Genomic DNA, 14,172 nt, shown 5'->3' with positions numbered 1-14,172 from the left:
GGCTGAACTGCGATGACACCACTTTTGCCAGCGCCATCCGACAGCCCAGTGGCTTATGTTAGCCTTCGCTAAGTTGGTTGGCTGCTGCGGCCGTCGCGGCAACGGGAGGAACGCGTGTGAACACGCTCGACCTGCGGCAATGCCGCGCGGTACTGGATCACGAGGTCTTCTCCGGCGAGTTCTCGCTGCGTCCACTAGAGCCCGACCACGACCTTGACGTGGTGCACTCCTGGATGAACGACCCGGAGGTGGCGCGCTTCTGGCGGAAGCCGTGGCCACGGGTCCACATCGCGGCATATCTGCGCCGACAGCATCGCAGCGCGCACTCCGAGCCGTACCTGGGCCTGCTCAACGGTGTTGCGATGAGTTACTGGGAGCTCTACCGTGCCGACCTCGACCCGCTCGCCCAGCATTACCCTGCCCGGCAGCACGATGCCGGCGTACACATGTTGCTGGGTCCGGCCGAGTACCGCGGCCGACGGCTGGCCGTCGACCTGCTGCGCGCGGTCTCGACATGGCAGCTGGGTGCCGATCCGCACGCCGCCCGGGTGGTCGCCGAGCCCGACGTCGACAACGTGCGGATGATCCGGGCACTCGAGCACGCCGGGTTCCGCCGCATTGCCGACATGAACCTGCCGGACAAGCGAGCCGCCCTCATGGTCTGCGACCGGGATGCGCTATGAGCCAAGCCGCAAACCGCAGAGGGGTTTAGGCATGCCGCGCGCACTGGGCTGGATCAGGCAGTTCCACCGGCCGGAGTCGTCCAACAGCCTTCCGCTGCTGGTCTTTCCGCACGCAGGAGCCGGTGCATCGGCCTACCGCGAATTCTCCAAAATCCTCAGCCCAACGTTCAATGTCATTGTTTTCCAGTACCCGGGAAGACAGGACCGAGCGGGGCAGGCCCCGTTGGAATCGCTGCCCGAAATCGCTGCGGGAGCATTCGGCGACTTTTCCACATCGGACCACAATCGCGACATTCCGATCGTCACATTCGGACACAGCATGGGGGCGTTAGTCGCGTTCGAGTTCGTCCGGCTCGCCGAAGCCGCTGGAATTGTTGTGCAGCACCTCCATGCGTCGGCGGCGGTTGCGCCTTGTCACGTCGCGGCCAAACCACCACACCCCAAGGACGACGAGTCGATTCTCAACCATCTGGCGGCGCTTGAGGGCACCGACTCGGATGTGTTCGCGAACCGCGAACTCATGAGGCTGGCACTTCCGGTGCTCAAAGCCGACTACAAAGCCTTCGATACGTACTCCTGCGCCGAAGACGTCAAGGTCGCGACGCCCATTCAGGCGATGGGCGGTGATCAGGACCCATACATAGCGCTTCGTGACCTCTACGGGTGGGGTAAGCACACCGAGACGGTCAGCGTCACGATGTTCGATGGTGGGCATTTCTACTTGAGAACCCACATTGACGCCGTCGCAAAGTTGTTGGCGTCGAGCACGCAATGCGAGTGGACACTGTGAGCAGCAACCAATTCACGCCGGCAACTGACCCGATCGTCATCTCGGGGATGGCGGTCGAAGCGCCTGGCGGAATCGAAGGCCCGGGCGCCCTATGGTCGGCACTTGCCGAAGGAAAAGAGCTGATCGGCCCCTTTCCACGCGATCGCGGCTGGCCAATCGACGACCTTCTGTCGGTGTCCGAGCTAGACGGCTGGGGGCCAGTTTGCGACGCGGGCGGATTCTTGCACGGCGCAACCACATTCGACCCGCCCTTCTTCGGCGTCACCCATCGCGAGGCCATCGTGATGCATCCTCAGCAGCGGGTTGCGCTGCGGGTGGCGTGGAAGGCGCTGGAGAATTCCGGGATAAACCCGGGAACACTCGATGGCGCAGATGCCGGTTGTTTTGTCGGCATGTCGCCGATGGAGTACGGCCCACGTGCGGCGGTGGCCGATGCTTACAGCGGACACCGGATCGCCGCGTTGGGGCAGCTGGGAGCTGCCGGCCGGATCTCGCACTGCCTTGGCCTGACTGGTCCCTCGATCAGCCTCGATACAGCATGTGCATCGTCATTGACCGCGCTGCATCTGGCTGCCACGGCGGTCCGGGAAGACGAGTGCGAATGGGCGCTTGCCGGCGCGGTGTGTGTGATGGGGTCGCCGGGGGCTTTCTACGAGTTCGCAAGGCTCAACGCGCTTTCCGATGACGGGCATTGCCGCGCCTACTCTGACGACGCCAGCGGAACCGTTTGGGGTGAGGGCGCGGGAATGGTGCTCGTCGAACGCGAGTCACGAGCCCGTCGACTGGGACACTCGATCTACGGGCGCATCCTGGCGATCCGCACCAACCACAACGGCAAAGGCAAGCCGATACTCATTCCGCGGGTGCGCGCCCAGGAGCAGGTCATCCGAAAAACGTTCGACGCGGCGGGAATCGACCCGGCCGACGTCGGGATGATCGAGGGGCACGGCACCGCGACGCCTGCCGGTGATCCGGTGGAGTTGATCGCGTTGTTCAAGACCTATGGCGCAGCGAGATCAGAAGCCCTCATGGGCTCGATAAAGTCCAACGCCGGACATGCCCAGGCCGCATCGGGGATCCTCGGACTGATCAAACTGCTCCTCGCGGGGCAGCACGGTCGAATCCCGCCAACCCTGTTCTCGGACAACCCGACTAAGACGGTCGACTGGGACATGACGGGCCTGCGACTGGCCACCAAACTGCACGAGTGGGAACCCAAAGAAGGCGTTCGCTACGGTGCGGTGTCGTCATTCGGTGCCGGCGGCGCCAATGCCCACGCAATCATCGCCATGCCCGCCAGGGAGCACAGTGATTCCTAGCTATCGTCTTCCCAACGGCACTATTCCCGTCCTTCTCTCAGCGGATACCCCTGACCTCCTCCGCGATGAGGCCGCAGCCCTCCTTTCTTACATAGCAACCCATCGCGAAGTTGCACCCGACCGGATCGCCGGAATGCTGTTTCGGACGCGGATCGCCCGCCGGCACCGAGCCCTGGCCATGGTGACCAACCGCGACGAATTGGTCAGTGCGCTGCAAGCGGTATTCGATAGGCGCGAACATCCATCGGTGGTTCGCACCGAAACGCCCGCCAGCACGCGGCGGCGCGCTTATGTCTTTCCCGGCCAGGGCGGGCAGCGACCGGGCATGGGGCGGCTTTTCTACGAAGCGGTCCCCGCGTTCCGTGCCGAGGTGGATCGCTGCGCCGAGACCTGCCAGGCACAACTCGGCGAGTCTCCGCTGAATTACCTTCTCGACCAACAGGTTCAGGCCGACAATTGCGCGACAACCGTCCAGCCCGCGTTGTTTTGCCACATGGCCGGGCTGGCCGCCGCCTGGCGATCATTCGGCATAGCACCCGGTGTCACCATCGGGCACAGCCAGGGCGAGATCGCCGCCGCCTACGTATCGGGCGTCATCACGTTGTCTGACGCCGTCTGCGTGATCGGGATCCGCGCACGCGCGGCCGACGAGTTCGTCTCCGGCGACTATGCCATGGCGATCGTTGCCTGCGACCGCGACACCTGTGAGGACCTGATCGCGCACCGCAGCGGTTGGGCGCAGCTCTCGGTCATCAATTCGCCACGCATGGTGGGTATCTCCGGTGATCGGGAAACCGTGCAGGACATAGTGGATACGCTGATGGAACGTGGCGTGTTCGCGCGAGTGATCGGCGTGCGATATCCAGCCCACACCAGCATGATCAACGAGCTCGCTTCCCCGTTACGGGCGACCATGCGGCGCCAACTGCGAAATTCCAAGTTCCTCGAGACGGACATCGACTGCCTTGGCGCCACTCTCGGCAGCCCCCTGACACCGGACCTGCCGGTTGACGAATATTGGTTCTGGAACCTGCGCAACCCGGTTCGATTCGACAAGGCAATCGCGGCCGCCGCCGAACGCGGCATCGACACGTTCGTGGAATTGGCCGAACACCCGATGCTGCAGTCGGCGATTCAAGACAACCTCGCCCGAATTCCGGATGTGTGCCCGGCCATCACCGTCGGCACATCCGAGCGAACCGCCGCCGATCTCGACGCGTTCACCGGAAACCTCGCCCAATTGGCGGTCCACGACTTGGACTACTCATGGGAGTCGCTGCGCACCGGATCCGGTCCAGTCCAGCTGCCGCTAGCCGATTTTCCCAATACCAGGATGAACGAGACCCGGCTGTGGTTGCCGTATGACGAGGTCTTGCCCCGACGCGCCCGTCGCACAGCCGAGGTCACGGCCGTGGCCACTGCGGCGACGTCGTCTCGCACCCCCGTCGCGGAAACCGCACCCGCACGCCGTCTCGTCGAGGAATGGGTTCGCCTTTCCCAGCGCTCGCTCACAGCACCGCGGGCCATTGGAATCGTTGACCACACCGGAGCCTGCGTGGACTTGGCGAATGCCGTACGGGTAGCGGCCGACGAGGCCGCAGCGACGGCTCGGGTGATCGATGCCGAAAACTGGTGTGACGAAGGCGGTATCGACACACTGGTCATACTGATTCCGAGATCGCCGAGATTAGACGACTGCGCCGCCGCAGCCGCGGTCGCGGCATTCTTTTCAGATCGCGGCTGGTGGCCGGGCATAGATGGTGCTTTAGCAGATTGCTGGCTGGTCACGTTCGGCGGTGAGGCAGTGGCCGCCGGCGATGCACCGCCGGATCCGGTGCACGCGGCAATCAGCGCCGGATTTCGTAGCGTTGGCGCCGACTATCCCGGTGTGGGATTTCGCCACCTCGACCTCCCGGGGGAAGTCCAGACACCAGATGCGGCATCAGCGATCCTCTCGGCGCTGCACACCAAGGACGAGCCGGAGCTGGCCCTCCGCAATGGCGGCCTGTACGCCAAACGAATCGTTGCAGTCGAAAGCCCGGAGCCCGGAACCGATGGCACCGCCTATGAACACGTGCTGATTATCGGTGGTACGGGTCACCTCGGCTTAGAATTCTGCGAGCACTTCGCGCGCCGTGGTGCGCGTCGCATCACTCTGGTAAGCAGATCGGGCGAAACCGCCGCGGTCGCAGATCGGCTGCGGCAGACACGTTTGGCCACAACGACACAAATCCGTGCCGCCAAGTGTGACGTGGGTGTCGAAGCCGAGGTCGCGCGACTGGCCGCGGACAACCAGGAGTGGCCCGCGGATCTGATAATCCATGCCGCCGTCGAGTATTCTCCTGTCGAATTCACGGACATCACTGCGCAGCAGGTCGACAACGCGTTGCGCGCCAAGGTGGTCGGCATCTCGCATGTCCTGCGAATGTTTCCCAGGGCCAACGACTGTCGCGTAGTTCTATGCTCTTCGGCCAGGGCAACGATCGGCGGTCGCGGACAAGTCGTCTACGCGGCGGCCAATCGCATGCTCGACGCCATGGCGCACCGGCTTCGGGCCGAGGGTTTGGACTGCGTTTCGGTGCAGTGGGGCCAATGGACCGTCCACTTCGATCTGGATGCCGGCAGCATGGCGCAGCTGGCCGCCATCGGAGTTCTCCCAATGGCTCCGGCTGATGCAATCGCCTTGGGAATGAACGCGTTTCACCGCAACTCGATCGTTGCGGCGTTCGATTTCGAACGCGCCCGCTCAGTACTGGATGTGTTCGGCTACGGCCCGTTGATCTCACAGCTGACCTCCCGCGCCGTCAGGTCAACCGTGGTCAAGGCTCCGGCAGCCGTTGAGGGGGCGGAGCTGCCACGACGGTTGGTCAGTCTGCTGGCCGAGGCCATCGGCGTGGAGCGGCCCGAAGCGATCGACACTAGCGTGCCGATGGTGGCCATCGGCCTGGATTCGTTGCAGGCGTTAGAGTTACGCCGCCGCGTGAAGTCCGAGTTCGATCACGATCTCGAGGTGTCGGAACTCCTCGGCGGGGCATCCGTTGCCGACGTTCTGGCACAGCTGAGCCCAGTAGCCGTTTCCGCACGCCGGCCATGACCGACAGTCGCGGCCGGTCCAGTAGGTGGCAATCGCCTCAGTGGTCGTTGGCTACGACATAGGGGACATAGGGGACATAGGGGCTGGCGTCGTCAAACAGATTGGTACGCATCGCTTCTACCCATCGGGGGCTCGGTCACGCCTCTCTCGGCGCCGAGGATCCGATCCGAAAGTAACCCCAGGCAACTCAAGTTGGGAAATCCCGGGCCCTCATTGATACCGGACAGGTTGGGCAGGAAGAGCTTCGGGGTGACCCCGGCGACGGCCAAGTCTTGCCCGATGGATTCTTCCAGCCGCTCGCCGGTCAAGGGCCCACCCACCCCCAGCTCGAGCAAGTCAACAGCAGCCGGGCTCAATAGTGGCACGAACCACAGCGGATCAGCTCCGGATCCGTCGATGACGAGGTCGAAGCGGTGAAGCGTCTCGACTGGTTCTCCGCAATTGTCGTTGCACAGCGTGATCCAGATTCGGCCGTCACGCGCGACGACGCGCGCAACGCGCCCGCGCAGGTGCTTGATTCTCTCGTCGGCCAGTAGCGACTCTTGGACCCGGGCCGAAAAGACGCCGCGGTCGGTGCGGGCAATGCAGTCGCGCCGTTCGTCTTGCGTGAGGCGGTGCCAGCCCGTGGGGTCGGAAAACAGCGAGTTCTCGAAGAAACCTTCCCCCCTGGTGAACAGGGTCGCTTGCGGTGAGATGGCCGTGATCGCCGAAACCCGATGATGGAACAGCTCGTTGAGAATCGAGGCAGCAGTCTCGCCGCCGCCGATGACCGCAACATTGTCGGCAACAATTCGGTCGTGGCGCGCGGCGCGCTGCCAGAACTGCGCGATCGACAACACTCGCGGAGAACCGGAAAGCATCGAACGCTCGGGCTGACCCGGGCCGGTGATCATGACCGCGTCTGCGGACAGGCTCGACTCACGAGTGTGGAGAACCCAGTTCGGCGCCTCGAGCGAGAGCTGAACCACTTCGCCCCGAACGACTTTCAACCCCACCACGTCGGCAACCCAGCGCAGATAGCCGGCCCACGTTTCGTGAGTTGGCGCCGGCCTGCCCCGGTCGATCCATCCGACGAATTGGTCCGTTGCGACCAGATACGACTGCCAGCTAAGGCGCATCATCTGCTCGTCGAGTTCGGCGTTGCGTCCCGGCGCCAGCGCCGACCGGTACGGGAAGCCAACATCTTTCTCCGGGCTGGTGCCCAGCCGCTGCCTGCCGTCGGTCCAGCCGCCGCCCTGCCGCCAGTTGGCCGCAACGCCGGCGCGTTCGACGGCAACGACGTCGCACACGTCGACGCCCATCTCGCACAGCACCGCCGCCTTCGCGGCCACGGCGACGGCCTTCGCGCCGGCCCCGACGATCGCCAGCGTGCCGCTCATGAGGTAGCCGCCATCCGCGAAAGATTGGGGGGAAACTTCAGGTTATGGGGGTCGCCGTCCCGGTTCGTCAGCACGCCTGCTTTCGGTGCGCGGCCCACACCCCACCTCCGCTGCTTAGCTCAGGCTGCCCTAACTTCATGTACGCTACCTCATGTCCGCGGCGTTGGACACGTTCGCCCCCAAGGAAGTCGCGCCATGCCTGGATCCCCTACCCAGCCGCTGCAATCGGCGTCGCGGGACGGCTTCGTTGCTTTTTCGCCGGAGCGTGCGGCCGCCTACCGTGCGGGCGGCTACTGGACCGGCCGCACTGTCGATTCCCTGCTGCGACAGGCCGCGATCAGATGGCCCGACCGGGTGGCCGTGCTGGATGCGGTGAGCAGCCATACCTACTCCGAGCTGGACGATCTGGTCAACCGAACCGCCGGCGGGTTCGCCTCGCTCGGGATCGCTCCGGGTGAGCGACTGCTGTTGCAGCTGCCGAACTCGTGCCGTTTCGCCGTCGCTCTCTTCGGCCTGCTGCGCGCCGGGGCTGTTCCGGTGATGTGCCTGCCCGGACACCGGCTGGCAGAACTTAGTCATTTCGCCCAGGTCAGCGGCGCGGTCGGGGTGGTGGTCGCCGACGCCGCGGACGGCTTCGATTACCGAGCAATGGCCGAACAGCTTGTTGCCGCGTATCCGCAATTGCGCCACGTTGTCGTCGACGGTGACGCCGGTCCCTTCCTGCCGTGGTCAGCGCTGCCCAGCGGCGCACCGCCCGAAATTGCGGTCGACACCGCCGGCCCCGCGTTACTGCTCGTGTCGGGCGGCACCACGGGCATGCCGAAGCTGGTCCCCCGCACACACGACGACTACGTCTACAACGCCACCGCGAGCGCGCAGCTGTGTCAGCTGACGAATGACGACGTTTACCTCGTGTCGCTGCCGGCTGCGCACAACTTCCCACTGGCGTGCCCCGGCATCCTCGGCGCGATGACCGTCGGGGCTACCGTCGTTTTCAGCGCCGACCCTAGCCCGGAGGTCGCGTTCCCCACGATCGATCGGCACGGCGTGACCGTCACCGCGACAGTGCCGGCCCTGGCCAAACTTTGGGCGCAGGCCTGCCAATGGGAACCGGTGACGCCAAAGACCCTGCGGCTCCTGCAAGTGGGCGGGTCCAAGCTAGAGCCCGAGGATGCGGCCCGGATACGGGCCGCGCTGACCCCCGGATTGCAGCAGGTATTCGGAATGGCTGAGGGGCTGCTAAATTTCACTCGCCTCGACGATCCGCCCGAAGTGGTAGAACACAGCCAGGGGCGGCCGCTGTCGGATGCCGACGAACTGCGCATCGTCAATGGCGACGGCGAATCGGTGGCGCCCGGTGATGAAGGTGAACTACTGGCGCGGGGGCCATACACGATCAACGGATACTTCCGCGCTGAGCAAGACAACCTGCGATGCTTCGATTCCGATGGTTTCTATCGAAGCGGCGACCTGGTCCGCCTCCGCGAGGACGGCTACCTGGTAGTCACCGGCCGGGTCAAGGACGTCATCTGCCGGTGCGGTGAGACCATTTCGGCCCAAGCTCTCGAAGAACGGCTGCTAAGCCATCCCGCGGTCTGGTCGGCCGCGGCCGTCCCGCTGCCTGACCCGGATTTGGGCGAAAAGATCTGCCTTGCAGTCGTTTTCGCCGGACCTACGCTGACGCTGGCGGAACTCAACCGCTATCTCGACGAATGCGGCGTGGCGACGCACGCCCGCCCCGACCTGCTGGTGGCAATGCCGTCGTTACCGAAAACGCCCGTGGGCAAGATCGACAAGAAGGCTATTGCCCGGCAGGTCGCCGACGCCCAAAAAGTTTCGCCCCGCTAAGGCCATCGGGCCGCGGCATGCACAGTGGACCGGTTGATGGGTCGCAGACGTCGCCCCACCGGCGCCGGTGGGCGGGAGCCCACCTTATATACCCCCAGCGGTAGGGACCTAAGGCCACTGCACATGGGGCAGGAGGTCTCTACCCGCGGCCGCCGGCGGACAACAACAGTGGAGGTTGCCATGTTGCATGCCGGCAAGCCGGACACCGGCTTGCCGGTCAAAGGGGGTTTTGGAATTTTATGCTCAACTACGGCGCGCAACCCGACATCCTGGGACCGTTAGCGGCCGGCCAGCGGTCCATGTGGGCCGTCCAACAATTGCAGCCCGAAGTCCCTTACGCGATCGCCGGTTTTCTCGCCATCGATCACCATGTCGACGTCGAGAAGCTCACGGCTGCATGTGAATCGGCGGCAGCGCGGTTCGGCACACAATGCGCGCGGCTGTCCCTCGTGGACGGCGAACCGGTCTTCATGGTCGACCGCTCGCTCCCGCAAAGCCTGCGCTCCCTGCGTTGCATCGATCTGCGCGCCGAATCTGACCCGGTCGCCGCTGCTCACAGCTGGATGAACAACAATTGCTACCGGCCAATTGACCTGGTCCGTGACCGACTGACCGACATTGCGCTGCTGTGGATCACCGACAATCTGTCGTACTTCTACTTGCGTGCGCACCACGTGCTCTTCGACGGGTATGGCGCCAACAATTTCATCCGACACATCGCGGCCGCCTACTCGGGATCGGCCGCGACCGCCATCGAAGTCGACTTCTCAGAATTTGCCCTGATCCGTGAGGCAGATCAGAAGTATCAACAATCTGCGCGCAGTGATGCTGATGCCGAGTATTGGCAGACCATCGTGGATCGCCCCGCGGACGTCGCCGACCTGGGCGGGGGCGGCAGGTCAGCGGGGCCGCGCCACCCGCAGATGCGTGAGCTGGTGTGCCGGCATCTCTCGGAGAACCACCAGCTCGATGTCGCAAGGGTTATCGCGACAATGGCGATTTTCATCGCGAAAACCACAGGACGCCAGAACGTCTCGATGTCGCTGCCGGTCTCGGCGCGCACCACCGCGGCGCTGAAAAGAGCTGCGGGCATGGTGGCCAATATGGTGCCGCTGCGCATCCGCGTCGACGACGGCGACACGATTGGCGCGCTGACCGACCAGGTCGCCAAGGCTTTGGTCGGTGCGCTGCGGCATCAGCAGTTCCGGCGCTGGCCGGACCTCATTGCCGACGCAGCCCATCTCGACAACCTCGATTTCGGCCCGATCATCAACATCCTCGATTTCGCCACCCCGTTTCGTTTCGGGTCTTCCGAACCGACGTACAACGTCTTGACCAACGGCCCCGTAAAAGACATTGCGGTCAACCTCTATCCGCGGCTGGGTCACGGCGCGCCGCGGATTCAGTTCGCGTGGAATCCGGATCGGTACAGCGCCGACGACATCGCCAGGCACATAACCCGTCTGGAATCGCTCTGTGATCGCCTACTGGTGGCGGATGGGTCGGTGGTGGTGGGTGAGGTGTCGTTGCTCGATGGCGGTGAGCGTGAGCTGGTGGTGTCGGGGTTCTCTGGCGCCGGGGTGGCGGCGCCGGTGGGGGTGGTGTCGCAGGTGTTGGCCGCGGCGGTGGCGGCCGATCCGGACGCGGTGGCGATCATCGACGGTGCCCGGCAGGTGTCGTATCGCCAGCTCGATGAGTCATCGACGCGGTTGGCGCGGGTGCTGATCGAGGCGGGGGTGGGGCCCGAACGCGCGGTGGGCGTGGCCATGGACCGGTGTGCCGAGCTGGTGGTGACGTGGTGGGCCGTGGTCAAGGCCGGCGGGGTGTATGTGCCGGTGGATGCGGCCCATCCCGTCGAGCGCATCGCCGCGGTGCTCGACACGGCCGACGCGGTGTGTGTGCTCAGCTGCGCCGCCCACAGCCTGGCCGGGGCCGGGGCGCGCCCGGTGATCCGCGTCGACGAGCTGGACCTCTCGGATCGCCGCGCGGACCCGATCACCGACGCTGAGCGGCGCTCGCCGCTGAGCGTGGACAACACCGCCTATGTGATCTTCACCTCCGGCTCCACCGGCGCCCCCAAGGGAGTGGCGGTCGGCCACGCCGGCCTGCTGGGGATGGCCGCGGCCCAACGCGAGCTGTTCGGAGTAGGCGCCCAGGCGCGGATCCTGATGGTGGCCGCCCCGACCTTTGACGCGTCGGTCTTTGAGTTGTTGTGGGCGGCCGGATCGGCGGCGGCAATGGTGGTGGCACCCCCGCAGGTGTATGCCGGCGACGCGCTGACCAGCTTGCTGCACGACCAGCAGGTCAGCGCGGCGGTATTGACCCCGACGGTGCTGGCGTCGCTGGACCGGACCCTTCTCGACGGGGTGGACACGCTGGTCATCGAGGGGGAGGCTTGCCCGCCGGAGTTGGTCACCGCCTGGGCCCCGGGGCGGCGCATGTTCAACGCCTACGGCCCCACCGAGGCCACCATCTGGGCCACCTGCACCACGCCGCTCTCACCCGGACAACCCATCACCATCGGCGCCCCGATCCCGGGGGTGTGCGCGCTGGTGCTCGACGCCCGACTGCACCCCGCCCCCATCGGCGTGGTCGGCGAACTGTATCTGACCGGGCCCGCCCTGGCACACGGCTACGCGGCCCAACCGCAGTTGACCGCCCAACGATTCGTGGCAAATCCTTTCGGGGGCCCCTTGGGGGCGCCCGGAACACGGCTGTATCGCACCGGCGACCTGGCGCGCTGGACACCCCAGGGAACACTGGAATGCCTGGGCCGCGCCGACACCCAAATCAAACTACGCGGCCAACGCATCGAACTCGGCGACATCGAAAACGCCCTACTGGCCTGCCCGCAGGTCACCCAGGCCGCCGCCACCATCCACCACACCACCACCGGAACCGCCCACCTCATCGGCTACATCAGCGGCTCAGCCTCCCTTGACCCCACCGCGATACGCCAGCAGCTCAGCACACGATTGCCCGCCTACCTGATCCCGACTCAAGTGCTGCCGCTCGACAAGATCCCGCTGACCTCCTCGGGCAAGCTCAACCGAAACGCCTTACCCCCACCAGTGTTCACCGCCGCACAATACCGGCCACCGCAGACGCCGACCGAAAACACCGTCGCCGACGTCTTCGCCGACGTCCTGGGCCTCGACCGCGCCGGCCTCGACGACGACTTCTTCGCCCTCGGCGGAGACTCCCTGCTCGCCACCCGGCTAAGCACCCGACTGCAACTGGCACTGAACACCGAAGTACCGGTGCGGTCTATCTTCGACGCCCCCACCGTCGCCGACCTCGCCGACCACCTGCACCGCCAGCGCACCGGCCGCATCCGGCCCCCGGTGGCGCCGGTGCGGCGCCCGGACCGGATCCCGTTGTCGTATGCCCAGCAGCGGTTGTGGTTCCTCAACCAATTCGAAGGCGGCGCCGCGACCTACAACATGCCCACCGCATTTCGGATCAAGGGGGCGCTGGATGTCGAGGCGCTGGGCGCGGCTCTCGATGATGTCATCGCCCGCCATGAATCGCTGCGCACCGTATTTCCCGACATTGACGGTGTGCCGTTCCAGGAGGTGTTGCCGGCCCGGGCGGGGATGTGGCGGCGCGGGGGCGCGGCGGTGATGTCGTTGCCGGAGCAGGATGTGGCCGGCGAGTTGGTGGCGCTGGCAGGGTATCGGTTCGATTTGTCGGCGGAGATCCCGATTCGTGCGCAGATCTATTCGGTGGGGCCTGAGCAGCATGTGGTGGGGATTGTGGTGCACCACATCGCCTGTGATGGGTGGTCACTGGCTCCGATGGTCCGGGACATGGGCCAGGCCTATCGGGCACGACGGCAGGGCCGGGCCCCACAGTGGGCGCCGTTGACGGTGCAGTACGTGGATTACACGCTGTGGCAACGGGACTGGCTTGGGGCGGCGACCGATCCGGACAGTGTGATCGCTGGGCAGTTGGCCTACTGGCGGCAGGAGTTGGCTGATCTGCCCGAGGTGGTGTCGCTGCCGGCGGATCGGGCCCGCCCGCCGGTGCCCAGTTATCGCGGTGATGCGGTGCAGCTGCGCATCGACCCGCAGGTGTGGGCGGGGGCCAAGGAGCTGGCGGCGACGCATGACGCGACGGTCTCGATGGTGTTGCAAGCGGTCTTGGCGGTGTTGCTGCATCGGGTCGGCGCCGGTGAGGACATTGTGATGGGCGCGCCGATCGCCGGGCGGCTAGACGAGGCGCTCGACGAGCTGGTCGGGTTCTTCGTCAACACCTGGGTGTCGCGGGTGAGCGTCAACTCCCGGCACCGGTTCAGCGATGTGCTCCAGCAGGTGCGCCAGAAGGCGCTCAACGCCTACAGCAACCAGGATGTGCCATTCGAGCTGCTGGTCGAGCGGCTCAACCCGGTGCGCTCCGGGGCGCATCATCCGCTGTTCCAGGTGGCCATGGCCTTCCAGAACAATGTGCGCCCCGAGGTGGTCGCGATCGACGGGGTCAGCGTCGAGCAGCTGGCGGTGGTCAGCCGCACCGCCAAGTTCGATCTGCATTTCGACCTGGGTGAGGTGCCAACCGCCGACCCGGCTGCCCCGATGGCTGCCGGGACGGTGTCGTATGCCACGGATTTGTTCGACCGAACCACCATCGAACGGTTGGTCACCCGCTTCGTGCGGCTGCTTGAGGCGGTGGTGGCGGATGGGTCGGTGGTGGTGGGTGAGGTGTCGTTGCTCGATGGCGGTGAGCGTGAGCTGGTGGTGGCGGGGTTCTCTGGCGCCGGGGTGGCGGCGCCGGTGGGGGTGGTGTCGCAGGTGTTGGCCGCGGCGGTGGCGGCCGATCCGGACGCGGTGGCGATCATCGACGGTGCCCGGCAGGTGTCGTATCGCCAGCTCGATGAGTCATCGACGCGGTTGGCGCGGGTGCTGATCGAGGCGGGGGTGGGGCCCGAACGCGCGGTGGGCGTGGCCATGGACCGATGTGCCGAGCTGGTGGTGACGTGGTGGGCCGTGGTCAAGGCCGGCGGGGTGTATGTGCCGGTTGAAGCGGCCCGCCATCGCCCGCATCGCCGCGGTGCTCGACACGG

General features: G+C 65.7%; 7 protein-coding genes. 6 read left to right on the top strand and 1 reads right to left on the bottom strand.

From position 1 onward, the window contains the following. Positions 1–116: 116 nt before the first annotated feature. Genes AWC07_RS17800 through nbtC form a run of 4 tightly spaced genes read left to right on the top strand, consistent with a single transcriptional unit; the run spans position 117 to position 5,886 of the window. Positions 117–683, top strand: coding sequence for a GNAT family N-acetyltransferase (locus AWC07_RS17800; protein ID WP_036413261.1), 567 nt, complete (start codon positions 117–119; stop codon positions 681–683). A gap of 31 nt (positions 684–714) precedes the next feature. Beyond that, positions 715–1,473 carry a thioesterase II family protein gene (locus tag AWC07_RS17795; RefSeq protein ID WP_036413260.1) on the top strand — a complete coding sequence of 253 codons (759 nt, stop codon included), beginning with the start codon at positions 715–717 and terminating at the stop codon, positions 1,471–1,473. Further along, positions 1,455–2,792, top strand: coding sequence for a beta-ketoacyl [acyl carrier protein] synthase domain-containing protein (locus AWC07_RS17790; protein WP_051507993.1), 1,338 nt, complete (start codon positions 1,455–1,457; stop codon positions 2,790–2,792). Before AWC07_RS17795 ends, AWC07_RS17790 begins: the two co-directional genes overlap by 19 nt. Further along, positions 2,743–5,886, top strand: coding sequence for a nocobactin polyketide synthase NbtC (nbtC, locus tag AWC07_RS17785; protein WP_051507992.1), 3,144 nt, complete (start codon positions 2,743–2,745; stop codon positions 5,884–5,886). The genes AWC07_RS17790 and nbtC overlap by 50 nt, the downstream gene beginning before the upstream one ends. Before the next feature lie 92 nt (positions 5,887–5,978). On the opposite strand, the gene mbtG is transcribed toward nbtC, so the two are convergent. Next, positions 5,979–7,265: an NADPH-dependent L-lysine N(6)-monooxygenase MbtG gene (gene mbtG / locus AWC07_RS17780; protein ID WP_036413256.1), complete on the bottom strand. Its 1,287-nt coding sequence runs from the start codon at positions 7,263–7,265 to the stop codon at positions 5,979–5,981. Positions 7,266–7,460: 195 nt separating this feature from the next. On the opposite strand from mbtG, the gene AWC07_RS17775 reads away from it, so the two are divergent. Continuing rightward, positions 7,461–9,113, top strand: a complete 1,653-nt coding sequence (locus AWC07_RS17775; protein WP_036413255.1) for a (2,3-dihydroxybenzoyl)adenylate synthase — start codon at positions 7,461–7,463, stop codon at positions 9,111–9,113. Between the two features lie 239 nt (positions 9,114–9,352). After that, positions 9,353–14,172: non-ribosomal peptide synthetase (locus AWC07_RS17770; protein WP_139829761.1), on the top strand; the 4,820-nt coding region annotated here is incomplete at its 3' end.

The organism is Mycobacterium gastri, assembly GCF_002102175.1.
Lineage (GTDB): Bacteria > Actinomycetota > Actinomycetes > Mycobacteriales > Mycobacteriaceae > Mycobacterium > Mycobacterium gastri.
Note: the sequence above shows the minus strand (reverse complement) of the source record. Positions and strands in the feature narration are given on the sequence as shown.